The sequence below is a fragment of the Streptomyces sp. NPDC058796 genome, from assembly GCF_042745235.1.
Lineage (GTDB): Bacteria > Actinomycetota > Actinomycetes > Streptomycetales > Streptomycetaceae > Streptomyces.
Genome location: NZ_JBHYOP010000002.1, coordinates 343263 through 367864 on the forward strand (window position 1 = coordinate 343263; position 24602 = coordinate 367864).

The following is a 24602-nucleotide window of genomic DNA, read 5'->3' on the forward strand; positions in this document are numbered from 1 at the left end:
CGAGGTCCCACGACGTACGGCACGATCCGTACGTCTCATCGCTCCAGCGAGCCACGCGTGGTTCTTTCGGGCCCGCCCCTGGCTGGCACGGACACCGGGACCAACGAAGCGTCCCGTGCGGCGGTCACGCGCCGTACGGGTGAGAAGTGGCCCGAACTCAGATGCGACGCTCGGCGACGCCCGGCCGCGACGCTCAGACACGCCCCCGGCACAGCTCCAGCAGCGTCATCGCAAGCGACGTACCCGGCTTGCCCAGCGCCTCGCTGTAGTGGCCGAGGACCTCCATCTCGCGGGAGAGATTCACGCGCCGGCCACCGGAGGTGATCCGTGCCTGCTGGATGACGGCGGACACGGCCATCCGTTCCTGGATCAGACCGATGATCCGGTCGTCGAGCGCGTCGATGCGCTCCCGGGCGCCGGTGATCACGTCGGCGGCCTCTGCGGTGCGGGCGCCGGTCTTGTCTGCGGTGGTGACGGTCACGTCGGGGCTCCTCGCCGGGAAGGGGGTGGTGGCGGTGCCCCGGGGCGGCGGGACCCGGAAACGACAGGCGCCCCGGGCCTTGTCGGCCCGGGGCGCCTGGGAAGTAGTCGCTCGTCAGTTGCTCAAGCAGCACGACCATGGCAGCCGGTGGGCCGGTTGCCATAGATAAAGCTGAACACCTGGTACTCGCGCATGGCGCCAGTATGCCCTGCGAACGGTCCGTGGCCAACCCGGTTCGCATGGTGACCCGGAGGCGATCCGCATGGTGAGACGTGCCACCGGGGCGGCGCCGGGCACCGCGGCCGGGACGGGGCGGCCGTCCGCCTCGGTAGAATCGGGAGCACAAGACCCCCGCCCGACCGCCGGAAGGCACCCCGTGTCATCAGCGACTCCCGCTGCCGCCGCCCCCGACACCGTCCTGGTCGTCGACTTCGGCGCGCAGTACGCCCAGCTCATCGCCCGCCGTGTCCGCGAGGCGCGGGTCTACAGCGAGATCGTGCCGAGCTCCATGCCGGTCGAGGAGATGCTCGCCAAGAACCCGGCGGCCATCATCCTCTCCGGCGGCCCCTCGTCGGTGTACGAGCCGGGCGCCCCCACCCTCGACCGCGCCCTCTTCGACGCGGGCGTCCCCGTCTTCGGCATGTGCTACGGCTTCCAGCTGATGGCGCAGACCCTCGGCGGCACCGTCGACAACTCCGGCGCCCGCGAGTACGGCCGCACCGACCTGACGGTCTCCAAGCCCTCCTCCACCCTCTTCGAGGGCACCCCCGCCGAGCAGGCCGTGTGGATGTCCCACGGCGACGCCTGCTCCGCCGCCCCCGAGGGCTTCACCGTCACCGGTTCCACCGACGTCGTCCCGGTCGCCGCCTTCGAGAACGACGAGAAGAAGCTCTACGGCGTCCAGTACCACCCCGAGGTGATGCACTCCACGCACGGACAGCAGGTGCTGGAGCACTTCCTGTACCGCGGCGCGGGCCTCGCCCCCGACTGGACCACGGGCAGCGTGATCGAGGAGCAGGTCGCGGCCATCCGCGAGCAGGTCGGCGACAAGCGCGCCATCTGCGGCCTGTCCGGCGGTGTGGACTCCGCCGTCGCCGCCGCCCTCGTCCAGAAGGCCATCGGCTCCCAGCTCACCTGCGTCTACGTCGACCACGGCCTGATGCGCAAGGGCGAGACCGAGCAGGTAGAGAAGGACTTCGTCGCCGCGACCGGCGTGCAGCTGAAGGTCGTGGACGCCAGCGAGCGGTTCCTGAAGGCGCTGGCCGGGGTCTCCGACCCCGAGGAGAAGCGGAAGATCATCGGCCGCGAGTTCATCCGGGTCTTCGAGCAGGCCCAGGCCGAGATCATCGCCGACCAGGGTCCGGCCGTGGAGTTCCTGGTCCAGGGCACCCTCTACCCGGACGTCGTCGAGTCCGGGGGCGGCACCGGCACCGCCAACATCAAGTCCCACCACAACGTCGGCGGGCTCCCCGAGGACCTCGAGTTCAAGCTCATCGAGCCGCTGCGCAAGCTGTTCAAGGACGAGGTCCGGATGGTGGGCCAGGAGCTGGGCCTGCCGGAGGAGATCGTCCAGCGCCAGCCCTTCCCGGGTCCGGGTCTCGGCATCCGCATCGTCGGCGAGGTAACCAAGGAGCGGCTCGACCTGCTCCGTGAAGCCGACGCCATCGCCCGCGAGGAGCTGACGGCGGCCGGCCTCGACCGCGACATCTGGCAGTGCCCCGTGGTGCTGCTCGCCGACGTGCGCTCCGTCGGCGTCCAGGGCGACGGCCGCACCTACGGTCACCCGATCGTGCTGCGGCCCGTCTCGTCCGAGGACGCGATGACCGCCGACTGGTCGCGGCTGCCGTACGACGTGCTCTCCAAGATCTCGACGCGCATCACCAACGAGGTCAAGGACGTCAACCGCGTCGTCCTCGACGTGACCTCGAAGCCGCCGGGCACCATCGAGTGGGAGTGACCCGAGCGGCCCCTATGCGCGCCTGACGGTGCGCAGGGGCCGGCCGGGCTGCCAGACCTGGACGACGAGGAACGCGTCGTCCTCCACGGAGGTCCGCACGACCTCCGTCAGCTCGGTACGGAAGAGGTGGAACGGCTCCGGCGGTTCCACCTCTTTCACGTACCGGGCCCGCGTCGCGGCGTCCTCGACCTCGACCGCCCGTCCGCCGATCCGGACGTCCCCGCCGCCCATCCCGGTCCCGTCCCCCGGGTTCGCCTGCAAGGCGAACCGCGGGTCACGGCGCAGGTCGAGCGCCTTCACCGAGCCCGGCATCATGCCGAGCCACAGCTCACCGCCCAGGAAGCGCACCTCCAGTCCGGTGGTGCGCGGCGAGCCGTCCCTGCGCAGGGTGGCGAGGACGTGGTGGGTGTACGCGCCGAAGCGCGCCTCGACGGTGGCGGCGAGCGCGGGTTCGGCGGTGGCGAAATGCGACCAGTTCACGGTGGGGCCGGGGGCGGCGGCCGGTGCGGTGCTGACAGACATAGGGCGAGTGTGGACCCGAAAGGCGACACCTCGTGTCCGGTATCGCGCCGGGTCCGCTGTCTGCCCGCCGTCGAACCGTCGTCTGCCCGCCGTCGTTCCGCCGTCTGTCCGTGGTCGGGTCCGTGGTCGGGTCCGTTGTCGGTCGGCCGCCGGTCGGCTCGGCCGCCGGTGGGCTCGGCCGGGTCAACACGCGGGGCCGCATGTCACCCGCGCTGGGCAGTGCGGGCCGGGCCGGCGCGCGCGCAGGGGGCTGCGTACGGCACAATTCGCTTTCGTCCCACGGGACTTAGGGTGCCCGCCGCGGTCGGCGCGGTGGCCGCCCGGGCCGGTGTCGTGCGGACGGCGCGCGCATGTCGTGCGGGTGTCGTTGCTGGGTTCCACCGCGGTTTTCGCGGGGGTTGTCGCAGGGGTCGGGGAAGGCGGGCGTCGGGCGTGGCGGTGCAGGAGGCGAGACGCGGGAGCGACTCGGGCAAGGGCGCGTACGAGGCGGCGCACGGGGGCGGCTGCACCTGCGGGGACTGCCCGCACGGCGCCCGCGAGGGGCATCGCCGGGCGGTCGCGGCGTTCCTGTCGCGGCGGGACGAGTTCGCGGCCGGGCAAGGGCTGCCGGCCGCGGTGGCCCACTCGGCCTCCGCCTCCCGGCAGTGGGTCTCGGAGGAGCTGACCCAGTCCGCGGAACAAGTCGCCGAACGCGGTCGCGCCGAGGGTGAGGCATGGCTCGCGGGCCTCGGGCGTCGCACGGCGGCCGTCGTGTGGGCCGCGGTCGTGCTGCTGCTCCTCGTACAGGCGCTCACCGCCGTCGGCGGCGGCTGGACGGCCGCGCGGACCGCGGGGCTCTCGGCGGCGCTGGTCGTGGCGGGGGCGCTGACGGCGGCGTCGTGGTTCCACCGGGCGCGGGGCGGGGCGCTGGCCCCGGTGATCGGTGAGGACAACCGCCTCTCCACGTCCCGCGCCGTGGCGGCGGCCTGGGTGCTGTTCGTCGCCTACGCCGTGCTCGTCCTGGCCGGACAGCTGGCCCTCGCCTCGGGACACGATCGACGCGACGAGCTGGTCTCCGGGCTCGAACTGGCCCGCGGCGCCGGTGCCGTGACGGTGCTCGCGGTGGTGTGCGGGATCGCCGTCCTCGTACGCCGGGTGGTCGGACTGCGGGTCCTGGGCCAGCGGCTGCAGAAGGTACGGGCGGACCGGCCGCGCGCCTGTGACCTCCTGACGGACGACGCCGGACGCGGCACCTTCGCCGACATCCAGTACGTCGTGATCAGCACGGTCGCCCTCGTCTTCGCGGCGGTACGGCTGGCCCGGCGCCCGGACCAGCTGCCCGACCTGCCGTGGGGCCTGGCCGTCATGGTGCTGGTGTCGGCCGCGACCTACGTGGCCGGCAAGTACGCGGAGGGCGGGCGTCCGGTGATCCTCTCCGTCGTGCGGGCCCGGGAGGCGGGCGACCTGGACGCGCCGATCCGCACGGGCGACGACATCGAGATCCGCGGTGCCGGTTTCGTACCGCCGGGCGCCCAGCGCGCCGACCGCCTCTCCCGCATGGTCGTCCGCATCGGCGCGGTCAACGTCCACGTACCCCTGGTCCCGGTCACCGGCGGCTTCAGCAACCCGACGGACGACCTGCTGACGGTCCCCGTCCCGGCGGACGTCGAACCGGGCCGGGTGGACGTCCAGGTCGTCACGAGCGCGGGGGCGGAGACCAACCGGTACGCCATCGACGTGACGGACTGACCGGCGCGGGCGCGGGGCGGGGCGGGGCGTGGGCGGCGGCAGGGGCCGGGGCCGGCCCCGGGAGGGCAGGGAAGGGGCCTACCGGTACCCGCCCGTCCTTCGGTGTCGTCGGGAGTGCAACGCCGCGTCCAGTGACAGCAGCGGGGCGCCCGCCAGTACGAGGGGGATCCAGGCCATGAGGTAGGCCAGATCGTTGCCGTAGTAGTAGGGGTCGGAGGCCCAGCTGACGGTCAGCCAGAGGCTGAGCGAGATCAGGGCGCCGCCGAGCGCGGCGAGCCGGGTCAGCAGCCCGAGCAGCGTGCCGACGCCGACGGCCAGCTCGCCCAGGGCGATGGCGTAACCGAACCCGGAAGGGCTCTTGAGGGCCAGGTCGACCAGGCCCGGGATGGCCGAGGAGTCGCGGACCGTCCGCATCATGTCGCCGACGGAGCCGGCACCGGAGTCCTTCATGAAGGCACTGTCGGTGAGCTTGTCGAGACCGGCGTAGATGAAGGTGACGCCCAGGAAGATCCGCAGAGGCAGGAGGGCGTAGCGGGCGGCCTGGTCCCGCCAGCCTCCGCCGCCGTCCGGATGTGAGGTGTACGCATCCGTCCGCATACCGTGAGTCATCACTGCCAGCCGCCTCTCGCCCACGCGTGCCGAGACCCCCTCATCAGTCCATACGTACGACGCCGAGGCGCCGCTCAATCCTCCTCCGGCCGGTTTCTTCCTGTCGGTTTCGACAGACTGCCGTGCCGGTGAGCTGCCGGTGCCGGTGCCGGTCGGGGTGGCAGGACGGTGGTCGTCAGCCGGGCAGGTCCGCCCGCGGCCCGTCCTCCTTCGCCCGGAGTCTTCCGCGGCGCCGGTGCACGGACCGGGCCAGGACGCCGACCGCGCCCGCTGTGCAGAGGCCGCCCACGACGAGGGGGATCACGACGAACCACGGTGTCTCCCAGAGCCCGCCCGCATCGCCCGCGTAGACGACGCCCGCCAGAGTCAGGAAGAAGCCCGCGACCAGCCGTCCGGGCTGGAACCTATGACGCAGCACGGGTCACCTCCGCCTGTCCGACGCCGACCTGGAGGTCGAGGTCGAGCGTGCCGGCGTTCTTGCCACCCGCCGTGGGAGGCAGGGTGACCTCCTTGTGCTTGCCCGGTGCCACGTCCACGTCCTTCTTGTCGTCGCCGGGCAACTGGATGTCGCCCACGCCCACCTCGACGCTCAGCCGCACGGTCACCTCCGGCGGCACCACGACCTGTATTCGGCCCATCCCCACGTCGGCCCGGGTGGTCACCGTCTGTCCCTCGGCCAGATCCAGCCGGGACAGGTCCAGGGTGCCGGTGCCGGCCCCGATGTCGTACTGCTCGCGCACGCCGGCCACGGTCGTGGGCTCCCAAGTCCTTCGGACCCAGTCGGTGCCGACGTCCTTGGGCAGGGTGGCCGAGCCGGCCAGCAGACCGGCCGTGATGATCGCGAGGAAGACGGACCCCGCCCCCGTGCGCCCCAGGAAGGCGCTGACCGCGATGCCGACGCCGAAGACGGCGAGCGCGCAGGCCAGGCCGGTCTGCAGGCTGGTGCCGAGCGGCTGCTCGTCCCACGTCAGACGGGTGCCGAGGAAACCGGCGAGCAGTGCGAGGAGGAAGATCCAGCCGCCGATGCCACGTGGACCCCGTGGCTGCGGGGTGCGAGGGCGCCGGTCGCCCACGGGGGCGCGGTCGCCCGGGACACCGCGGCCGATGTTGACGGCCGCCGCGATGTCACGGTCCTCGGAGTCCGGCGGGCCCCACAGATATCCGGTCCCGCCGACGTGGCTGCCGTCCTTGACTATGGGATCGCGCCACCAGGAGGGCCAGGTGTACATGACCGGCGGTGCCTGAGCCTCGGGCGGGGCGTCGGCGACGGCCTGGGTGGCCAGGGGGTCGGGGTCGGGAGTGCGCCGGTGCCGGGACCAGTAGCCGGCGCCCGAGAGGACGAGGGACAGCACCACGGCGAAGGTCAGCACTCCGCCGTTGTTCAGCATCGTCAGGAAGACCCCGCAGCCGACCAGGGCGAACAGCACGGCCGCCAGGGCCTGGCCGTCGACGCGGCCGGTCAGCAGCTTGCGCAGCTCGTTCTCCTCCTCGTCGTCGTACGGGACGAAGAGCCAGGCGAAGCCGTAGAAGATGAGGCCGATGCCGCCGGTCGCGGAGAGCACCGCGAGGGTGATCCGGAAGATCACCGGGTCCATGTCGCACTGACGCCCGAGGCCGGCGCACACGCCGCCGAACGTCTTGTGCCGCCGGTCGCGCCGGAACCGGTGGGGCGGCCCGGGGGCGTCGCTGTCGGCTCCGGCACCCGTGGCATCCGCGGCGGGCGCGGCGTCCTGCGGCCCGGCGCCCAGCGGTGGGCGTGGGCCGGGGCCGGGTCCCGGACCCGTCGCGGCGTGCTCGTGATCTGTCATGGGTCCATGGTGACGGGCGCGGCGTCGTGACGGCAGTCGGTTCGACCCTGGTCGGACCCTGATATCGGCCCTGAGCCGGCGCCGGGGGAGCGTTCGAAGGGCCCGCGGTCCGAAGATCAGGGGAGTCTCGGGGACCGACCCTGATGCTTCGGCTCCCGGGGCCGTGTGACCATCAGTGTCATGCCGGAAGCCGCAGCAGCGCCACTCGTCGAACCGCGGCCGCCGCGCAAGCTCTACCGCAGCAGCGACGGACGCTGGCTCGGCGGGGTGGCGCGGGGGCTCGCCGGACATCTCGGGCTGCCCGTCATCTGGGTGCGGTTCGCTTTCGTCGGCCTCTTCATGGCCGACGGGCTCGGCGCGCTGCTGTACGCGGCCTTCTGGTTCTTCGTGCCGCTGGGCGTCGGCGGCGTCGACTCCCAGAGGCCGCCGTCCCTCGTCACCGCGGAGACCGCGCCGGACGGCCGGCGCAGACTCGTCGCCCGCAAGCCGGACAAGGGCCAGATCGTCGCCCTGCTCCTCATGGTCGTCGTGGCCCTGGTCTTCGTGGGCAATGTCGACCTCGGCGGCGGAGCGAAGGCCTACCTCTGGCCGACCGTGCTCGTCGGTGCCGGTGTCGCCCTCGTCTGGCGCCAGGCGGACAACGCCCGCCGGGCCCGCTGGGCCGAGGTCGGACGCCACCGGCGGACCGTCACCCTGCTGCGCTCCGTGGCCGGCGTCCTGCTGGTGACGGCGGGCGTCACCGGCATCTTCGTCCTCCAGGGGTCCGCCGCCCACCTCGGCTCCGTGCTCCAGGCCGCGCTCGCCGTCCTCGTCGGCATAACGCTCCTCGCCGGCCCCTACCTGGTGCGCATGACCCAGGACCTCTCCGAGGAGCGGCTGATGCGCATCCGCGCGCAGGAGCGGGCCGAGGTCGCCGCCCACGTCCACGACTCGGTGCTGCACACCCTGACCCTGATCCAGCGCAACGCGGACAACGCGGGGGAGGTGCGCCGCCTGGCCCGTGCCCAGGAGCGGGACCTGCGCGCCTGGCTCTACAAACCGGAGGGCAACGGCAAGGACGAGGACGACGAGCCCACCACCCTCGCCGAGGCCGTCAAGCGCAACGCGGCCGAGGTCGAGGACAAGCACGGCGTCCCCATCGAGGTGGTGGTCGTCGGCGACTGCCCGCTCGACGAGAGGATCGGGGCACAGATGCAGGCCGGACGCGAGGCCATGGTGAACGCCGCCAAGTACGGTGGCGAGGGCGGCGCCGTTCAGGTCTACGCCGAGGTCGAGGGCAGGACGGTCTTCGTGTCCGTCCGGGACCGCGGTCCCGGCTTCGACCTCGACTCGATACCCGCCGACCGGATGGGTGTCAGAGAATCGATCATCGGCCGCATGGAGCGCAACGGCGGCACGGCGCGGTTGCGCGCGGTGCCGGACGGCGGCACGGAGGTCGAGCTGGAGATGGAGAGGGCGGAGAAGACGTCATGAGCGACCCGACCGAGGCGAACGGAACGGCGGGAGCGGGCGAGGCGGCCGAGCCCGCACAGCCGGCGAACGCGGGCGCGGGGGAGCGTCACGTGCGTGTGGTGCTCGTCGACGACCACCGTATGTTCCGCACCGGCGTCCAGGCCGAGATCGGTCAGACCGCGCAGACCGGTGTGGAGGTCGTCGGTGAGGCAGCCGACGTCGACCAGGCCGTCACCGTGATCACCGCCACCCGGCCCGAAGTGGTGCTCCTCGACGTCCACCTCCCCGGTGGCGGCGGTGTCGAAGTACTGCGCCGCTGCACCCCCTTGATGAGCGACACCGAGCGGCCCGTCCGCTTCCTCGCCCTCTCCGTCTCGGACGCGGCGGAGGACGTCATCGGCGTGATCCGCGGTGGCGCCCGGGGCTATGTGACCAAGACGATCACCGGCACGGACCTGGTCGACTCCATCTTCCGCGTGCAGGAGGGCGACGCCGTCTTCTCCCCGCGTCTGGCCGGGTTCGTTCTCGACGCGTTCGCGTCCACCGACGCCCCGCCGGTCGACGAGGACCTCGACCGCCTCACCCAGCGCGAGCGCGAGGTGCTGCGCCTGATCGCCCGCGGCTACGCGTACAAGGAGATCGCCAAGCAGCTGTACATCTCGGTGAAGACGGTCGAGTCCCACGTCTCGGCGGTGCTGCGCAAGCTCCAGCTGTCCAACCGGCACGAGCTGACGCGGTGGGCGACGGCGCGGCGGCTGGTCTGACTCGCCCCACCGCCGTCCAGGCATCACGCCACCCGCGCGGCGCCCGCGAACGGCATCTGGTCCACGGGTGCCACGCGCACCGGCGCCGACGGGTTCGGGGCGTGGATCATCTTGCCGCCGCCGACGTAGATGCCGACGTGGCTGATGCCGGAGTAGAAGAAGACCAGGTCGCCGGGGAGCAGTTCGGAGCGGGCGACGCGGCGGCCGGCGTCGATCTGGGCGTAGGTCGTGCGGGGCAGGGAGACGCCCGCGGCGCGGTAGGCGGCCTGGGTGAGCCCCGAGCAGTCGAAGGCGTCGGGGCCGGTCGCGCCCCAGACGTAAGGGCTGCCCAGCTTCTGGTAGGCGTAGGCGACGGCCGCCGCCGCGCGGGAATTCGGTGCCTGGGCCGAGGCGGAGAGGCCGTCCCGGGGGCCGGGCGAGGAGCGGGAGGCACGGTCACCGGTGCCGTCGCCGAGGCGGGCGCGTTCCTCGTCGGTCAGCCGGGACAGCAGGCGTCGGGCCGCCGCCAGCTTGCCGGTGATCGTCTCGCGGTGACGTTTCAGCTCCTCCCGGCGTGACGTGAGCGACGCGGCCTCGACGCGTGCGGCGCCACGCAGTTGCTGGATCTCCCGCAGTTCCTTGCGCGCCCGGCCCACGGCGGCCTGCTGCCGGCTGCCCGCCCGCTCGGCGAAGGCGGCGCCGGCGAGGTACCGGTCGGGGTCGGCGGAGAGCACGAGTCGCAGCGCCGGGTCGAGGCCCCCGCTCCGGTACTGGGCCGCCGCGACCGAGCCGAGGTCCTCGCGCGCCGAATTCAGCCGGTCCTCCTTGCGGGCCACCTCGTCCCGCAGTTCCTCGAGGCGCTGCTCGGCGGCGTCCGCCTTCTCCTTCGCGCCGTTGTACTTCTCGGTGGCGACCTCCGCCTCCTGGTAGAGCTTGTCCACCTCGGTCTTGACCTGAGCCGGTGTCGGCTCGGGGTCGGCGTGGCCGGTGCCGCCGCCCAGGCCGGTCGCGGTGGCGGCACCGGCCAGGGTGACGGTGGCCGCCGTACGGACTCTCCCGCCGCCCGTCATGCGCTGTCGCGGCCTGCGGTGCCTTCCCACCTGCGATCCACGTCCTTCCCTACGACTCGGCTCGGCCGGGTTGCCTGGGGGAGGACGCTAGGCGTGACGGTAACGGTCCGGTGACGGGTTGTGCGGAACTGGCGGTACCGGCCCGTCGGGCGACCGTAAGTGACCGCCGTCCTGTTCTGCGGCCGTCGCCTTCACGCTGGGTGATGACCGATGTGCCGCATCGGGGGCAGGAGGGGAGGGCGAGGTGTTATGGGACGCATATGGAGGCTCCAGCCCGGCGCACGGCACCGGGTCCGGACGGCCCGGTGTCGGAGCGTGTCCGGCTCCCTGATTAGGCTCCGGCCTCATGGACGTACTCATCCACATTTTCGTCGGTCTGCACATCATCGGCATCGCGTCTCTCCTGGGCGGCTTCCTGACCCAGATGAAGGCCATGGGCCAGGGCACGGCCCGTTTCGTTCCCGCGATGCTGCACGGCGCGCTGACGATGCTGGTCACCGGCGTCGTCCTGATCGGCCTCAACCAGGCCGACGACCAGTCCGTCGACAACATCAAGATGGGCGTGAAGCTCGCCCTGCTGATCGTGATCCTCGGGTTGGTCTACGTGAAGCGAGACGACGAGAAGGTGGAGAAGCCGCTGTTCGGCCTGGTGGGCCTGCTGACCGTGGCGAACATCTTCATCGCCGTGCTGTGGACCTGACGGCCGCCTGGTCCGCGCCCGCCGGCCGCAGCCCGGCCCGGGCCTGGAAGACCGCCCCCGCCGCGACCGCCAGCCACGCGGCGACCGCGGCCCACAGCAGCGCCTGACCGGGCGCGTCCAGCCACGGCACGTCGACGGCGGCGGCGACGGAGAGCGTCGCCGCCGCCGTCATGCCGAGCGGGAAGACGGTCGACCAGCGGCGCACGTCGTAGCGGAGCCGCGGCCACGCGATCTCGGCGGCGAGCAGGACGGCGTACCAGGCCAGGTCCAGAAAGAGCAGGAAGACGGTCACGTCGTGCAGCACGGCCTGGTCGTCCGCGTTCCACAGGTACATGCCCGTCCCGGCCGCGGCGAGCAGCTTGGCGCCGGCCAGTGCCGAGATGGCGAGCGCGCCGCCCGCCACCCAGTGGTCCCCGGAGCCCCGGGCCACCTGCCGGAGATCGAAGCGGAACAGCGCGATCAGGTAGAGCACGATGCCCAGCCAGAACGGCACCAGGGACGCGTGCGCGAGCCACGGCGTCGTCGTCGCCGCGGCGAGCGTGGCGCCGAGCACGGCGAGACCCTCCGTGGCCACGCAGCCCAGGAACACCGCCCCGGGCATCCGGCGCCCCCAGTGCTGTACGACCAGGAAGAGCAGTCCCGGCCACAGCAGTGCCGCCAGCGCCAGCAGCGCCGCCGCCAGGGGCGTCCAGCCGAGCAGCGAGAAGCGGGTGCCGAGCACGGTCGTGGCGGCGACGGCGGTGAGCGCACCCGGCGTCCCCGCCCGTGTCACCCACTGCGCACGCTCGACCAGCAGCAGGTAGACGAAGTTCGCCGCGAGGGTCAGCCAGGCGGCACAGGCCAGGACCAGGGCAATCCGGGACAGGATCTCGTGGCCGGTGAGGTGCAGGCCGACCGACAGGATGCCGGTCGCCATCACCGCGGCACCGGCCGCCGGCGGGCGCTGCGCCCACCAGGCGCGCAGAGGGTAGGGGGAGGCAGGGGAGGCGGGAGAGGCGCCGGACGACATGCCCCCGATGCTAGAGAGCCTCGCGGGTCAGGCCGGTCGCACCACGCTGTGGATCGACCCCTCGCCGTCGTAGTAGACCGACTCCTCGCGGACGTACGCACCCGGCTTCGGGGCGTGGATCATCATGCCGTTGCCGATGTAGAGGCCGACGTGGCTGAGGTCGTCGTAGAAGAAGACCAGGTCACCGGGTTGTGCCTGGGAGACGGGGACGGTCGTGCCGGCGTCCACCTGGTCGTAGGTGGTGCGCGGCAGGGTCACGCCCGCGGCCTTCCAGGCGGCCTGGGTCAGGCCCGAGCAGTCGTAGGAGCCGGGGCCGGTGGCGCCCCAGACGTACGGCTTGCCGATCTGGGCGCGGGCGAAGGCGAGTGCCTTCTCCGCCTTGGTGCCGTAGGAGGCGTCCGGTGCGGAGGGCTCGGTCGTGCCGGTGCCTGAGGAGGTGCCGCCGGACCCGCTCTCCTGCGCCTCCGCCTGTTCCCGTGCCCGCTGCTGCCGCTCCCGTTCCTCCGCCTGCTGCTTCGCGAGTTCGGCGGCCTTGCGGGCGGCCTCCTCCTGCTTCTTCTTCTCGATCGCCGCGAGCCGGGCCTTCTCCTCGGCGGTCAGCTCCGACAGCAGTTCGCGGGCGGTGGCGAGCTTCTTCTGGACGGTGGCCTTCGCCGTCTTCAGGTCGTTCTGCGAATCGGTGAGCGTCTTGAGGCTCTCGGTGGCCTCACGGCGCTTCTTCATCGTCTCGGACTGCTGCGTGACGTAGTCGTCGACCGCGTCCTTCTGGCGGCCGGTGAGCCGGCTCATCAGCTGGTTCTGGTCGAAGTAGTCCTGCGGCGAGTCCGCGAGCAGGAACGTCGCGGTCTGCGGGACCGCGGCGCCCGTACGGTACTGGGCGGAGGCGAAGGACCCCAGCTCCTCGCGTGCCTCGTTGAGCTTCTGGGTGCGCTGGGCGACGTCGTCGAGGAGGTCGTCGACGCGCTTGCGCTGCTTGGCGGTCTTCTCCTTGGCCGCGTTGTACTTCTCGGTCGCCGAACCCGCCTGACGGTAGAGGTCGTCGACCTTCTTCTCGACCTCTTCGAGGCTCGGTCTGCCGTCGTCCGACGGCGTGGCGTTGGCCGACTGGGACAGCAGGGCCACGGAGGTGAGGGCCGCCGTGGCGAGGGCGGGGGTCCGTATGCCTGCGACGCGCGTACCCGTGGGGCGCGGCTTGCGGTGCGACGCCAAGGAGGCGACTCCTTCCAAAGATCCGCCTACCGGGTTAGCTGTCGGGTTCGGGCGGAGTGGTTCCGGAAGGGTTGCCCTACGGCGTGCGCCCCGGCGAGGGCGGTGTGCGCCGATTCACCCCAAGGTTCTCGGTTGGGTCCCCGGCTCCGGGCGCCGTGCGGGCACGCCGGACTCGGCGGAGGCCGCGCGGCCCGGCGAGGTTCGCCGGAGGGGGTCGTGCGGCCTGCCCGCACCGTAGCCAACTCGTGTGGCGGCTGTGAAGGTTGGTGGGTGATATGCCCGATACATTTTCGTGACCTTCGGTGGGAGGATCACTCCAGGTGTGCCGTTCGGTCGCGGGGCGTGTCCGGTGCGGGGGCCACGGCCATTTTCCGGGGCGGGAACCGGTTGTCGGTGGGGCGCCCTAGACTCGGAGAGCGATGAGCAGCCTCTTTGACGACAGCTTCCTGGCGAGCCTCCAGACCCCCCGCGGTCACGAGGAAGAACCTCCGCCGCCGCCCGAGGACGATCACGGACCGGAGCCGGTCCCGCACGATCTGTTCGGCGGGAAGTTCGACGTGCCTCCGGACCGGGACCAGCACTACCGGGACGGCGCCCCCCGCCCCGCCCTGGACCCGGCCGCGCTCCTGGAGGGGCTGAACGAGAACCAGCGCGCCGCCGTCGTCCACTCCGGTTCCCCGCTGCTCATCGTGGCCGGTGCAGGCTCCGGCAAGACGCGCGTGCTCACCCATCGCATCGCCCACCTGCTGGCCGACCGCGGCGTCCACCCCGGCCAGATCCTCGCGATCACCTTCACCAACAAGGCCGCCGGTGAGATGAAGGAGCGCGTCGAGCAGCTCGTCGGCCCGCGGGCGAACGCGATGTGGGTGATGACGTTCCACAGCGCCTGCGTCCGCATTCTGCGCCGCGAGTCGAAGCGGCTCGGCTTCACGTCGTCCTTCTCGATCTACGACGCCGCCGACTCCAAGCGTCTGATGGCCCTGGTCTGCCGCGACCTCGACCTGGACCCCAAGCGCTTCCCGCCCAAGTCCTTCAGCGCCAAGATCTCGAACCTGAAGAACGAGCTGATCGACGAGGAGGACTTCGCCGCCCAGGCCGCCGACGGCTTCGAGAAGACGCTCGCGCAGGCCTACGCCATGTACCAGTCGCGGCTGCGCGAGGCCAACGCCCTCGACTTCGACGACCTGATCATGACGACGGTCAACCTGCTGCGCGCCTTCCCGGACGTCGCCGAGCACTACCGCCGCCGCTTCCGGCACGTCCTGGTCGACGAGTACCAGGACACCAACCACGCCCAGTACGCCCTGGTGCGCGAGCTGGTCGGTACGCCTGCCGAACACCCCGTCGACGTGCCGCCCGAGGCCGAGGTCCCGCCCGCCGAGCTCTGCGTGGTGGGCGACGCCGACCAGTCGATCTACGCTTTCCGCGGCGCCACCATCCGCAACATCCTCCAGTTCGAGGAGGACTACCCGGACGCGACCACGATCCTCCTGGAGCAGAACTACCGCTCCACCCAGACCATCCTCAGCGCCGCCAACGCGGTCATCGAGCGCAACGAGTCCCGCCGCCCCAAGAACCTCTGGACCAACCAGGGCGCCGGCTCGCAGATCACCGGGTACGTCGCCGACACCGAGCACGACGAGGCCCAGTTCGTCGCCGACGAGATAGACCGCCTCACGGACGCGGGCGAGGCCAAGGCCGGCGACGTCGCCGTCTTCTACCGCACCAACGCGCAGTCCCGCGTCTTCGAAGAGGTCTTCATCCGCGTCGGCCTGCCCTACAAGGTCGTCGGCGGCGTCCGCTTCTACGAGCGCAAGGAGGTCCGGGACGTCCTGGCCTACCTGCGGGTGCTGGCCAACCCGGAGGACTCGGTGCCGCTGCGCCGCATCCTCAACGTCCCCAAGCGCGGCATCGGCGACCGCGCCGAGGCGATGATCGACGCCCTCGCCCAGCGCGAGAAGATCAGCTTCCCGCAGGCGCTCAGGCGCGTCGACGAGGCGTACGGCATGGCCGCGCGCTCCGCGAACGCCGTCAAGCGGTTCAACACCCTCATGGAGGATCTCCGCACCGTCGTCGAGTCCGGCGCCGGACCGGCGACCGTGCTGGAGGCGGTCCTCGAGCGCACCGGCTACCTCGCCGAGCTGCAGGCCTCCACGGACCCGCAGGACGAGACCCGCATCGAGAACCTCCAGGAACTCGCGGCGGTCGCCCTGGAGTTCGAGCAGGAGCAGGGAGAGGGCGAGGAGACCGGCACCCTGGCGGACTTCCTGGAGAAGGTCGCCCTCGTCGCTGACTCCGACCAGATCCCCGACGAGGAGGACGGCGACGGCGTCGTCACCCTGATGACCCTGCACACCGCGAAGGGCCTGGAGTTCCCGGTCGTCTTCCTCACCGGCATGGAGGACGGCGTCTTCCCGCACATGCGCGCCCTCGGGCAGGCCAAGGAGCTGGAGGAGGAGCGACGCCTGGCGTACGTCGGCATCACCCGCGCCCGTGAGCGGCTGTACCTGACCCGGTCCACGCTGCGCAGCGCCTGGGGCCAGCCGTCGTACAACCCGCCCTCGCGCTTCCTGGAGGAGATTCCCACCCTCCACCTGGAGTGGAAGCGGACCGGGGCGAACGGTCCGGCGTCCTCCGCGCCGGTCTCCGCGGTGGCCGCCTCTCTGTCGTCGTCCCGCTCCCGCTCGTCGGCGTCGGGCGCCTCCGGCTTCGCCACGCGCCGGTCCGCCGCGGCCGACCAGCCGACGGTGTCGCTGGCCGTGGGCGACCGGGTCACGCACGACCAGTTCGGGCTCGGCACCGTGGTCGGAGTCAAGGGCACGGGCAGCAACGCAGAGGCGACGATCGACTTCGGGGACACCAAGCCGAAGCGGCTGCTGCTGCGGTACGCGCCGGTGGAGAAGCTCTGAGGAGCCTGGTGCGGGGAAAGGGTCCGGGCCGGAGGGCTCGGACCCGCCCGGCGTGCTGAGACGTTACTCCGCTACGTCGGGTTGAGGCCGTGGCTGCGCAGCCAGGAAAGCGGGTCGATGGCCGAACCACCCGAGGGACGCACCTCGAAATGCAGGTGCGGACCGGTCGAGTTGCCCGAGTTGCCGGAGAAGGCGATGGCGTCGCCGGCCTTCACCGTCGTACCGGAGGGCACCTGGTAGCTGGAGAGGTGGCAGTACCAGGTCTCCGTGCCGTCCTTCGCGGTCACGATCATCATGTTGCCGTAAGCGGAGTTGTACTGCGTGCGGACCGTGCCGTCGGTCGCGGCCATCACCGTCGTGCCGTACGACACGGGGAAGTCGATGCCGCTGTGGACGGACATCCAGTTGATGCCGGCCTGGCCGTAGTACGCGCTGAGACCGTGTTGTTCGACGGGGAGTGCGAACTTCGGGCGCAGCCGCTCCTTGCGGGCCGCCTCCTCCGCCGCCCGCCTCTTCTCGGCGGCCTGCTGCGCCTTGAGGTCGATGCGTTCCTGGGTCCGGCTGGCCCGGTCGGCGAAGTCGTCGGCACCGGCGGCGAGGCTGGTGAGCTGGGTGTCCAGCTTGTTGTTGGCGGCCGACGGCTTGACCGGGGCCGCCTTCCCCTCACCCGTGTCCGCGTCCGCCGCGGACGCAGCGGCCTCCGTGCCCTCGTCGCCGCTGAGGCCGCCGACGGAGGCTGCCGCGATGCCCGCGACGCTCATCACGCAGGCCGAGGGTACGGCGATGGTCATCAGTGCCGAGCGCTTGGCGGGCTGGCGGCGGCGGGAACGGGCGCCGCTGCGGGAGCCGGCGCGTGGGGCCGGGATGGGGGCGGCCGGGGTGACGACCTCCTCCTGTTCCTCCAGGAGGGCGGTGACGGTGGGGAGTTCGCCGGTGGCGGCCAACTCGTCGTCGGGTGAGTCGGGGTTCGAGCCGGTCGAGCCGGCCTCATGGGAGGCCGGTGCGGCGTCGGGCGCGGCGTTCTCCGGCGCCTCGGGCGTCTCCGGGGCGGTGCCGGCCGAGTTCCACTGCGTGGCGTCGTAGGCGCCGGTGTCGAACGCGCCGGCGTTGAAGGTGCCGGTCGTGAACGAGCCGGTCTCGAAGGTGCCCGTCTCGAAGGTGCCCGTCTCGAAGGCCTGCGTGCCCCAGTCCCACTGTTGGGTCCGGTCGGCGGGGCTGCCGGACTGGTCCGGCTGGTTCCAGGCGCCCGTGTCCCACTGCCCGGTGGCCTCGGCGTTCGCCGCCTGTGGCTGTACGGAGGCGGGCTGCTGGTACTCGGCCGCCCAGGCGGTGGTGTCGTAGGCGCCGGTGTCGTAGACGGCGTGGTGCTGTGCCGCGTAGGCGTCGTAGCCGGGCGTCTGCCCGCTGCCGGTGGACCACTGGGTGGCGTCGTACGAACCGGTGGTGTCGTAGGTGCCGGTGCCCTGGCCCGGGAGACTGCCGAAGAGAGGGTCCGTGGCGAAGGTCGCCGTGGTGGTGGCGCCGGTGGGAAAACCAGTGGTGCCGTAGTCGCCGTACGTGGTGAGGTCGCCGTACTGGGCCTCCCTTGTGCCGTACGACGCGTACTGCGCCGGATCGGCGTCGGAAGCCGAGGCCGGGGTGGTCATGGTCCCCGACGGGTGACGGTCGTTCACCAACTTCTCTTTCGCCTCGACAACAGGGGCTGCCAGAGCAGTGCGGCGACTGTACCCGGCGGTATACGGGCACGACAATCTTCGTCAGGTTTCGCGCGCGCAGGAAACGGGCAATCGGCCGTGTTTTGGGGGACGGCGGGCACGAGTTTGGCTTTGTGTTCGGGGCTTGTTCGAATCTGATCGGGTGGTGGCCGCGCGGTTCCGTGCCTCCGGCCGGCTGCGGCAGGTCTCAGGCGACCGTCAGGCCGCCGGTGCCTTCGCCCGTACCCGTGCCCGCCTGCGGCGCGACGGCGTCGAGCGCCTCACGGATGCCGGTGGCCACGGCGGGATGAACGGGCAGAGCCAGGTGCCCGATGCCGCTCACCCGTACGTTCTGTACAGACAGATCGGGGTGGTCCAGGCAGGCCGTCTCGAGTGGGTCCATCACGCGGTCCAGGTCGCTCCAGAAGCTGACGAACCGCGTGCGGCAACCGGGTGACGGCCGGGTCAGCTCCTCGATCACCGCGGAACCGGGGCGCATCTGGCGCACGATCGGGTGCGCGTTCGCCAGGGGGACCACGCGGGTGCCGGTGTGCGGGGTGCCGAGGGTGACGAGCGTCCGGACGCGGAGGTCGCCGCCGAGGCGCTGCACGTAGTACCGCGCGATCAGCCCGCCGAGGCTGTGCCCGACGACGTCGACCCGCTCACTGCCCGACCGTTCGCAGATCTCCTCGATGTGCCGTCCGAGCAGTTCGGCCGCGGTGCGGATGTCGCAGGTCAGAGGCGAGTAGTTGAGTGATTCGATCTGGTGCCTGCCGTGCTGGGCCAGGCTGCGGCGCAGCAGGAGGAAAACCGACCGGTTGTCGATGAAGCCGTGCAGCAGGACGACCGGGGGGCTGGTGGGGGCGGGAAGCCGAGGAGTAGGGGGTGAGGTCTCGGGCCCGTGGGGGTCCGGCGACGGGAGGGCACAGGCGGAGCGGCGCTCCTGGATGATCCCCGAGGGGTAGAGCAGAAGATGCCCGGCGAGGATCGCGACCTCCAGGGCGCTGGCCTTCAGGAGGGTCATGGAGAGCCCGGTCAGCCGACCCGGGAGGCTCGTCAGACTCGTCAGCCCTGGTAGTCCCGGGAGACCGGGCAGGCCCGGCAGGCCCGGCAGGAGACGCTGGCAGAGCGGGAGAAGGGGCAGTGCTGCCGTGGTGACCTTCATGGGCCGACCTCCTGTCGGCACGCGCGGGGACGCCTCTGTCCCCCGTGTGCCCTCGTGGAGAGTCGTGACACCAGTGATCGGTGCTGTTTGCGAGGTATGCCTGAATGGGTGTGCGCAAGTGACATCCGGTGCTCGGGTGCTCAGTGAGCCCTGTGGTGTCGGGTGTTACGGCGACGAGGCCGGCTGCTGCCCGGTCCTGCCCTCGCTGCGGCTCTCCGTACGCGTGATGCCGCCGCGTCCCGTGAGCGGTGCGCGGCGAACGTGTCCCACCGTGTGATTTCCCCCTCTGTATCCACCGCGAAACTGCCGGTTGCGGGATGCTGGCGATAACGTTCGTTCACTTCCCCGGACGACGTGGTGCGGGGTGTCCGCGCCGACGAGATGTGCGGTACTTGTCGGTACGGATGGATGTAGTCGCTTCATGGAGGCAGTGATGGGTGTGGCAGCCGGTCCGATCCGCGTGGTGGTGGCCAAGCCGGGGCTCGACGGCCACGATCGCGGGGCGAAGGTGATCGCGCGGGCGCTGCGCGACGCCGGTATGGAGGTCATCTACACCGGGCTCCACCAGACGCCCGAACAGATCGTGGACACCGCGATCCAGGAGGACGCCGACGCCATCGGGCTGTCCATCCTCTCCGGCGCCCACAACACGCTCTTCGCCGCCGTGATCGAGCTGCTCAAGGAGCGGGACGCGGCGGACATCCTGGTCTTCGGCGGCGGGATCATCCCGGAGGCGGACATCGCCCCGCTGAAGGAGAAGGGCGTCGCGGAGATCTTCACTCCCGGCGCGACGACGGCGTCGATCGTGGACTGGGTACGGACGAACGTGCGGGAGCCGGCGGGGGCGTAGCCGCGCAGCCGGCGGTGCGGGCCGACGGGCGCCCGACCGTTGGTCCGGCCGTGCGGTGCGGTGGTGCGGTCCGCGTGTGTGGGCCGCGCAAGCGTGCCGATGCCGGCGGCTGGGCCGCCGAGTTCGGCCGCCGGAGTGCCAGGGCGGGTGATCGCCTGGGCGGCGGGCCGCGCGGTGGCCGGTCCGGCGTTCGACGTCGCGCGTCTCCACCCGCCCCGTCCGCTACTCCGCGCCCAGCTCCTCGGCCATCACCGCACGCAACCGCAGGGTCGTCACGAGCCGTTGGAACGCCTCCGCCCAGTAACCACCGGCTCCCGGCGACGCGTCGTCCGGTTCGTCGGGTATCGCCAGCAGGCCGTCGAGGCGGCCCGCCTCCGAGGGATCGAGGCAGCGTTCGGCCAGACCCATGACACCGCTGAAGCTCCAGGGGTAGCTCCCGGCGTCCCGGGCGATGTTGAGCGCGTCGACCACCGCACGTCCGAGCGGCGGGGCCCACGGCACCGCGCACATTCCGAGCAGCTGGAACGCCTCCGACAGGCCGTGCGTCACGATGAACCCGGCGACCCACTCGGCCCGTTCGCCGGCCTGCAGGGTGCCGAGGAGTTTGGCCCGCTCGGCCAGTGACACCGCGCCCGGCCCCCCGGCCTCGGGCGCCGTGGGCGCGCCCAGCAGCGCCCTCGCCCAAGCGCCGTTCCGCTGCCGTACCGCGGCACGGCACCACGCCGCCTGCAGATCGCTCCGCCAGTCGTCCGCCACCGGCAGGGCGACGATCTCCTCGGGCGTACGCCCGCCGAGCCGGGCCGGCCACGTCCCGAGCGGCGCCGCCTCCACCAACTGACCGAACCACCAGGACCGTTCCCCCCGCCCCGACGGCGGCTTGGCAATGACACCGTCCCGCTCCATGGCCGCGTCGCACTCGTGCGGAGCCTCGACTGCGATCGCCGGTGGGTCCAGGGAACGGTCGAGGGACACGCACGTCGCCGCGCGCGCCGCCATGCGCGCGGCGAGCGCCGACTCGGGCAGCGCCGACAGCAGCTCCGCCGCCGTCGCCCGCACGTTGCGGCTGCGGTCGGCCAGCGCCTGCTCGAGGAACGGCTCGTCCGCCGGTTCCAGCCCCGTCCGCAGCGAGTCGAGGAACATCAGCCGGTCCTCGGCCCGCTCCGTCGCCCACGTCGAGGTCAGCAGAGCTCGGGCCGCCGCCGGGTCGCGGGCGCGCAGGGACGCCAGCAGGGCCACTCGCTCGGCGAAGAGGCCCTCCTCCCACAGTCGGCGTATCCGTCCCGCGGCCTCCGGGCCGGGCAGCGCGGCGCCGCTTCCCGGCGTCGCCCGCAGGGCGAACCGCCAGTCCGGGTTCAGCCGGGCCAGCCACAGGGCGCGGGGCCCCGCGAACGCCAGCGCCGCCGGACGCAGGTCCGTGCGCCCCCGTGCCGCGTCCAGCAGGGCCGGGACCGACTGGGGCGGTGCCGCGAACCCCCGGGCGTTCGCCGCTGCCAGCCACTGGGGGAGCAGTTCCATCAGGTCGGGCGCGGTGCCTCGGCGGCCGCCGCCCGCCGTGCCCGACCGGTCGGTGAGCAGCATCGTGAGCCGGTGGGCCGCGGCGGGCGGCAGAGGCGGGCGGGGGTCCCGCGGAGCCGGTTCCGGACGCCGGGCCGCGGGGACCGGGCACAGTCCGGCACGCCTTCGGACGGTCTCGGCGGCCGCCGCGTCCAGCAGCGCCGCCGGCGCACGCGCCCCGGGCTCGCAGCCCGGGGGAGTGCGCCGATTGGTACCGAGCAGCGCTGCGGTGACCAGGTCCTCCCAGAGGCTGGGTGCGGGTGCGGGTGCGGGTGCGGGTGCGGGCCTCGTGGCGGTCTCGGGCGCGGAGGCGGGTGCTTGCGCGGGTGTGTCCGCGTCCGCGGTCGCGGGCGTCCTGGTCATGCGGTTCCCTTCCGGTTCCGTGTCGTGGGGCGGGTCGGCGGGGGCGGGTGCGTGTGCGGGTCAGCACAGCGGCACTGCCCGGCCCGGCCCGTCCGGCCAGGCGGTCAGGGGCGTGAAACCCCGGTGGCCGCACTCGCCGAACACCTTCACGGGCGCGCCACCGGACAGGGCGACGAGGCGCCACAGCCCTGTACGGTTGCCGACGGTTGGGGTGAGCGGCAGCGCCGTGTCCTCGGCGGCGTCCGCCAGCTGCCAGAAGTCGCCGTCCGGCACCGGAACGACACGTTCCAGGGTCACCGGCACCGACTCCAGCCACGGATCGTCACGGAGGGCCCTGCCGTAGTGGGCCACCGCCTGGGAGGTCGTGACGCCTTTCGGACGCATCTCCGCGGGTACGGGCGGCGCGAGCTGTTCACCCAGGGCCGCCCGCTGCCGGCCGGCGCCCGGATACGCCGACAGCTCCGCGTCCAGGCTCAGTCCGACGGGCAGTGTCAGCTCCGGGGCCCGGCCCGCGGCGCCGTAGGAGAGGAGCAGCGCGGCACGGTCCGTCTCCGTGCCGTACAGCCAGACGCGACGGGTCGTCAGCCGGGCGTCGGCGGTGTCGTACTGAGCGAGGACCAGCCAGTGGTCCCGCACCGGCGGGCCGTCAGCCGTCGACGGTAGACCGACGCGCGTGCGGACCGTCGCCGCGAGGTCCTCGGGCAGCCGATCGCGCCGCAGCCAGCCCTGGTCGAGGAGGTGGAGCAGGGCGCACTCCTCCAGCAGCCGGACCGGCCAGCCGGGACCGGACGACGGTATCGACCCCAGTTCACGCACGCGCGAGGCGAGCCCCGGGGCCTGGGCGTCGACCATGCGGGCCGCCGTCTCCTCCCACAGCCCGTACCCCGCCCGTTCCGCCTCGGCCAGGCCACCGCGCAGCACGTCCGCCAGGCGTTGCTCCAACTCCGTCGCGCCCGCGGTGACCCGCTCCGCCCGCTGTGCGGCGCGCCGCCGCGCCGCCGCCGGATCACCGGGCCGAGTGGCGGACCCCGGCGCTCCCGCGGCCGTCCTCTCCGGTGCGCGCGTGCGTCGCCCGGAAACCCACTGCTCCGCCCAGCCCGGCGGCTCGCCCGCCGGGACCGCACCGTCACCGCCCGCCCAGAGCAGCAACAGCCCGAGCGCGTGCTTGCACGGGACCTTGTTGCTCGGGCAACCGCACGTGTAAGCGGGCCCGGACACGTCCGCGACGTCGACGACCGTCCGATACGGCTGGCTGCCGCTGCCCTGGCACAGTCCCCACACCGCCCCCTCCTCGGAGCTGCCCACCTCCGACCACGGGCCGGCCGTGGCGAGTTCGCCGCCCGCCCTGCGTGATGCCGCGTCAGGTGCCAGTGCCAGCACCTGGTCCGCGGTCCAGCGCGCCCCCTGCTGAGTCATGCCATCGAAGGTAGATCCCGCCACTGACAATCGGCGCCGAGCGGGTATTTCCGCAGGTCACAGCGATTGTCAGTGGCGTAGTGCACCGTGGATGGCAGATCGAACCGGCCGAGCTGGAGGGGGAATCAGCCATGCCTGTGTCCGTAGCGCCGACGTCCGCGGCACCGACGTCCGTCGACCCGAGCCGGGACGGCGACGCACCGGGAGCGGAGGTCCTGCGTCCGCACGCCGAGCACGAGTTCGCGGCCGAACTCGACGCCCTGGCGGCGCAGGACGACCGCCCACGCCCGCCCCGTTGGAAGCTGTCACCGTGGGCGGTCGCCATCTACCTGCTCGGCGGCACCCTGCCCGACGGCACGGAGATCTCGCCGAAGTACGTCGGCCCGCGCCGCGTCGTCGAGGTGGCCGTCAGCACGCTCGCCACCGACCGAGCCCTGCTCCTGCTAGGCGTGCCCGGCACGGCGAAGACCTGGCTGTCCGAGCACCTCGCCGCGGCCGTGAGCGGTGACTCGACCCTGCTGGTGCAGGGCACGGCAGGCACTCCCGAGGAGGCCATCCGCTACGGCTGGAACTACGCGCGGCTCCTCGCCCACGGCCCCAGCCGCGACGCCCTCGTGCCCAGCCCCGTCATGCGCGCCATGGCGGAGGGCATGACCGCCCGGGTGGAGGAACTGACCCGCATCCCGGCCGACGTCCAGGACACGCTGATCACGATCCTGTCGGAGAAGAACCTGCCGATACCGGAGCTGGGCCAGGAGGTGCAGGCGGTCCGCGGATTCAACCTGATCGCCACCGCCAACGACCGCGACCGCGGGGTCAACGACCTGTCCAGCGCCCTGCGCCGGCGTTTCAACACCGTGGTGCTGCCGCTGCCCGAGACCGCGGAGGCCGAGGTCGAGATCGTCTCGCGCCGTGTCGACCAGATCGGCCGCTCCCTCGACCTGCCGACGGCGCCGGACGGAGCCGACGAGATCCGCCGCGTCGTCACCGTCTTCCGCGAGCTGCGCGACGGTCTGACGGGCGACGGGCGGACGAAGGTGAAGTCACCCAGCGGCACGTTGTCCACGGCGGAAGCCATCTCCGTCGTCACCAACGGCCTGGCACTGGCAGCCCACTTCGGTGACGGGGTGCTCCGGCCCGGTGACGTCGCCGCGGGCATCCTGGGCGCCGTCGTCCGTGACCCGGCCGCCGACCGTGTCGTCTGGCAGGAGTACCTGGAGACGGTCGTCCGGGAGCGCGACGGGTGGAAGGACTTCTACCGGGCGTGCCGGGAGGTGAGCGCGTGAGCGGCGTGCGGACGTGGGCGCCGCCGCGGACGGGCACTCCGGCGCCCGGCGCCACGGCGGACGACGAGGACTCGTCC

The 24602-nt window shown here is 72.5% G+C and carries 20 protein-coding genes and 1 riboswitch; of the genes, 8 read left to right on the forward strand and 12 right to left on the reverse strand.

The window, feature by feature from the left end; genetic code table 11:
- Nucleotides 1–193: 193 nt before the first annotated feature.
- Entirely contained in the window at nt 194–481 is a 288-nt protein-coding gene (locus ACFW47_RS06875; protein ID WP_217245427.1) for a chorismate mutase, read from the reverse strand.
- Between the two features lie 376 nt (nt 482–857).
- On the opposite strand from ACFW47_RS06875, the gene guaA reads away from it, so the two are divergent.
- Nucleotides 858–2438, forward strand: coding sequence for a glutamine-hydrolyzing GMP synthase (guaA, locus tag ACFW47_RS06880; protein WP_386281440.1), 1581 nt, complete (start codon nt 858–860; stop codon nt 2436–2438).
- Between the two features lie 12 nt (nt 2439–2450).
- Here the strand turns inward: guaA and ACFW47_RS06885 are convergent, their stop codons facing one another.
- Nucleotides 2451–2960, reverse strand: a complete 510-nt coding sequence (locus tag ACFW47_RS06885; RefSeq protein WP_386305036.1) for a pyridoxamine 5'-phosphate oxidase family protein — start codon at nt 2958–2960, stop codon at nt 2451–2453.
- 432 nt (nt 2961–3392) lie between these two features.
- On the opposite strand from ACFW47_RS06885, the gene ACFW47_RS06890 reads away from it, so the two are divergent.
- Entirely contained in the window at nt 3393–4688 is a 1296-nt protein-coding gene (locus ACFW47_RS06890) for a hypothetical protein (RefSeq protein ID WP_386305038.1), read from the forward strand.
- Between the two features lie 78 nt (nt 4689–4766).
- Here ACFW47_RS06890 and ACFW47_RS06895 read toward each other — a convergent pair whose 3' ends face one another.
- The 3 genes from ACFW47_RS06895 to ACFW47_RS06905 all read right to left on the reverse strand — a co-directional run bounded on the left by ACFW47_RS06895 (nt 4767) and on the right by ACFW47_RS06905 (nt 7105).
- Entirely contained in the window at nt 4767–5285 is a 519-nt protein-coding gene (locus ACFW47_RS06895; protein WP_386281434.1) for a DoxX family membrane protein, read from the reverse strand.
- A 187-nt stretch (nt 5286–5472) separates the two neighbouring features.
- Nucleotides 5473–5715, reverse strand: a complete 243-nt coding sequence (locus ACFW47_RS06900) for a hypothetical protein (protein WP_386281432.1) — start codon at nt 5713–5715, stop codon at nt 5473–5475.
- Entirely contained in the window at nt 5702–7105 is a 1404-nt protein-coding gene (locus ACFW47_RS06905; RefSeq protein WP_386281430.1) for a PspC domain-containing protein, read from the reverse strand. The genes ACFW47_RS06900 and ACFW47_RS06905 overlap by 14 nt, the downstream gene beginning before the upstream one ends.
- 180 nt (nt 7106–7285) lie before the next feature.
- Here ACFW47_RS06905 and ACFW47_RS06910 point away from each other — a divergent pair, with 180 nt between their 5' ends.
- On the forward strand, nt 7286–8578 hold the full coding sequence (locus ACFW47_RS06910; protein WP_386281427.1) for a PspC domain-containing protein: 1293 nt from the start codon (nt 7286–7288) through the stop codon (nt 8576–8578).
- On the forward strand, nt 8575–9321 hold the full coding sequence (locus tag ACFW47_RS06915) for a LuxR C-terminal-related transcriptional regulator (RefSeq protein ID WP_386281424.1): 747 nt from the start codon (nt 8575–8577) through the stop codon (nt 9319–9321). Before ACFW47_RS06910 ends, ACFW47_RS06915 begins: the two co-directional genes overlap by 4 nt.
- A 23-nt stretch (nt 9322–9344) precedes the next feature.
- Here the strand turns inward: ACFW47_RS06915 and ACFW47_RS06920 are convergent, their stop codons facing one another.
- Complete coding sequence (locus ACFW47_RS06920) at nt 9345–10400, reverse strand: NlpC/P60 family protein (protein WP_386305039.1); 1056 nt, start codon at nt 10398–10400, stop codon at nt 9345–9347.
- 316 nt (nt 10401–10716) lie between these two features.
- On the opposite strand from ACFW47_RS06920, the gene ACFW47_RS06925 reads away from it, so the two are divergent.
- Complete coding sequence (locus ACFW47_RS06925; RefSeq protein WP_073724938.1) at nt 10717–11070, forward strand: hypothetical protein; 354 nt, start codon at nt 10717–10719, stop codon at nt 11068–11070.
- Here ACFW47_RS06925 and ACFW47_RS06930 read toward each other — a convergent pair.
- Both ACFW47_RS06930 and ACFW47_RS06935 read right to left on the reverse strand, forming a co-directional pair.
- Nucleotides 11048–12079 (reverse strand): tellurite resistance/C4-dicarboxylate transporter family protein, encoded by a 1032-nt coding sequence (locus ACFW47_RS06930; RefSeq protein WP_386281420.1) that lies wholly within the window; start codon nt 12077–12079, stop codon nt 11048–11050. The genes ACFW47_RS06925 and ACFW47_RS06930 overlap by 23 nt on opposite strands.
- 27 nt (nt 12080–12106) lie before the next feature.
- A complete protein-coding gene (locus ACFW47_RS06935; protein ID WP_386305040.1) occupies nt 12107–13288 on the reverse strand; it encodes an NlpC/P60 family protein in 1182 nt (393 codons plus the stop codon).
- A gap of 6 nt (nt 13289–13294) precedes the next feature.
- A riboswitch (cyclic di-AMP (ydaO/yuaA leader) is annotated at nt 13295–13476 on the reverse strand.
- Between the two features lie 231 nt (nt 13477–13707).
- Here ACFW47_RS06935 and pcrA point away from each other — a divergent pair.
- On the forward strand, nt 13708–16197 hold the full coding sequence (pcrA, locus tag ACFW47_RS06940) for a DNA helicase PcrA (RefSeq protein WP_386305042.1): 2490 nt from the start codon (nt 13708–13710) through the stop codon (nt 16195–16197).
- 71 nt (nt 16198–16268) lie between these two features.
- Here pcrA and ACFW47_RS06945 read toward each other — a convergent pair whose 3' ends face one another.
- Entirely contained in the window at nt 16269–17870 is a 1602-nt protein-coding gene (locus ACFW47_RS06945; protein WP_386305043.1) for a M23 family metallopeptidase, read from the reverse strand.
- Nucleotides 17871–18099: 229 nt separating this feature from the next.
- A complete protein-coding gene (locus ACFW47_RS06950; protein ID WP_386281412.1) occupies nt 18100–19056 on the reverse strand; it encodes an esterase/lipase family protein in 957 nt (318 codons plus the stop codon).
- 433 nt (nt 19057–19489) lie between these two features.
- Here ACFW47_RS06950 and ACFW47_RS06955 point away from each other — a divergent pair, with 433 nt between their 5' ends.
- Complete coding sequence (locus tag ACFW47_RS06955; protein ID WP_191884683.1) at nt 19490–19906, forward strand: cobalamin B12-binding domain-containing protein; 417 nt, start codon at nt 19490–19492, stop codon at nt 19904–19906.
- A 222-nt stretch (nt 19907–20128) separates the two neighbouring features.
- Here ACFW47_RS06955 and ACFW47_RS06960 read toward each other — a convergent pair whose 3' ends face one another.
- Nucleotides 20129–21823 (reverse strand): DUF5691 domain-containing protein, encoded by a 1695-nt coding sequence (locus tag ACFW47_RS06960; RefSeq protein ID WP_386305044.1) that lies wholly within the window; start codon nt 21821–21823, stop codon nt 20129–20131.
- Nucleotides 21824–21883: 60 nt separating this feature from the next.
- Nucleotides 21884–23239 carry an SWIM zinc finger family protein gene (locus ACFW47_RS06965; protein ID WP_386305046.1) on the reverse strand — a complete coding sequence of 452 codons (1356 nt, stop codon included), beginning with the start codon at nt 23237–23239 and terminating at the stop codon, nt 21884–21886.
- A gap of 131 nt (nt 23240–23370) precedes the next feature.
- On the opposite strand from ACFW47_RS06965, the gene ACFW47_RS06970 reads away from it, so the two are divergent.
- Entirely contained in the window at nt 23371–24525 is a 1155-nt protein-coding gene (locus tag ACFW47_RS06970) for an AAA family ATPase (protein ID WP_386281404.1), read from the forward strand.
- Nucleotides 24526–24602 lie beyond the last annotated feature (77 nt).

What these genes read in the sequence shown, in the direction of transcription:
- ACFW47_RS06960 (WP_386305044.1), bottom strand. Translation starts at nt 21,823, where the DNA reads ATGACCAGGACGCCCGCGACCGCGGACGCGGACACACCCGCGCAAGCA.
- ACFW47_RS06970 (WP_386281404.1), top strand. Translation starts at nt 23,371, where the DNA reads ATGCCTGTGTCCGTAGCGCCGACGTCCGCGGCACCGACGTCCGTCGAC.
- ACFW47_RS06895 (WP_386281434.1), bottom strand. Translation starts at nt 5,285, where the DNA reads ATGCGGACGGATGCGTACACCTCACATCCGGACGGCGGCGGAGGCTGG.
- ACFW47_RS06930 (WP_386281420.1), bottom strand. Translation starts at nt 12,079, where the DNA reads ATGTCGTCCGGCGCCTCTCCCGCCTCCCCTGCCTCCCCCTACCCTCTG.
- ACFW47_RS06905 (WP_386281430.1), bottom strand. Translation starts at nt 7,105, where the DNA reads ATGACAGATCACGAGCACGCCGCGACGGGTCCGGGACCCGGCCCCGGC.
- pcrA (WP_386305042.1), top strand. Translation starts at nt 13,708, where the DNA reads ATGAGCAGCCTCTTTGACGACAGCTTCCTGGCGAGCCTCCAGACCCCC.
- ACFW47_RS06885 (WP_386305036.1), bottom strand. Translation starts at nt 2,960, where the DNA reads ATGTCTGTCAGCACCGCACCGGCCGCCGCCCCCGGCCCCACCGTGAAC.
- ACFW47_RS06955 (WP_191884683.1), top strand. Translation starts at nt 19,490, where the DNA reads ATGGGTGTGGCAGCCGGTCCGATCCGCGTGGTGGTGGCCAAGCCGGGG.
- ACFW47_RS06965 (WP_386305046.1), bottom strand. Translation starts at nt 23,239, where the DNA reads ATGACTCAGCAGGGGGCGCGCTGGACCGCGGACCAGGTGCTGGCACTG.
- ACFW47_RS06950 (WP_386281412.1), bottom strand. Translation starts at nt 19,056, where the DNA reads ATGAAGGTCACCACGGCAGCACTGCCCCTTCTCCCGCTCTGCCAGCGT.
- ACFW47_RS06925 (WP_073724938.1), top strand. Translation starts at nt 10,717, where the DNA reads ATGGACGTACTCATCCACATTTTCGTCGGTCTGCACATCATCGGCATC.
- ACFW47_RS06910 (WP_386281427.1), top strand. Translation starts at nt 7,286, where the DNA reads ATGCCGGAAGCCGCAGCAGCGCCACTCGTCGAACCGCGGCCGCCGCGC.
- ACFW47_RS06915 (WP_386281424.1), top strand. Translation starts at nt 8,575, where the DNA reads ATGAGCGACCCGACCGAGGCGAACGGAACGGCGGGAGCGGGCGAGGCG.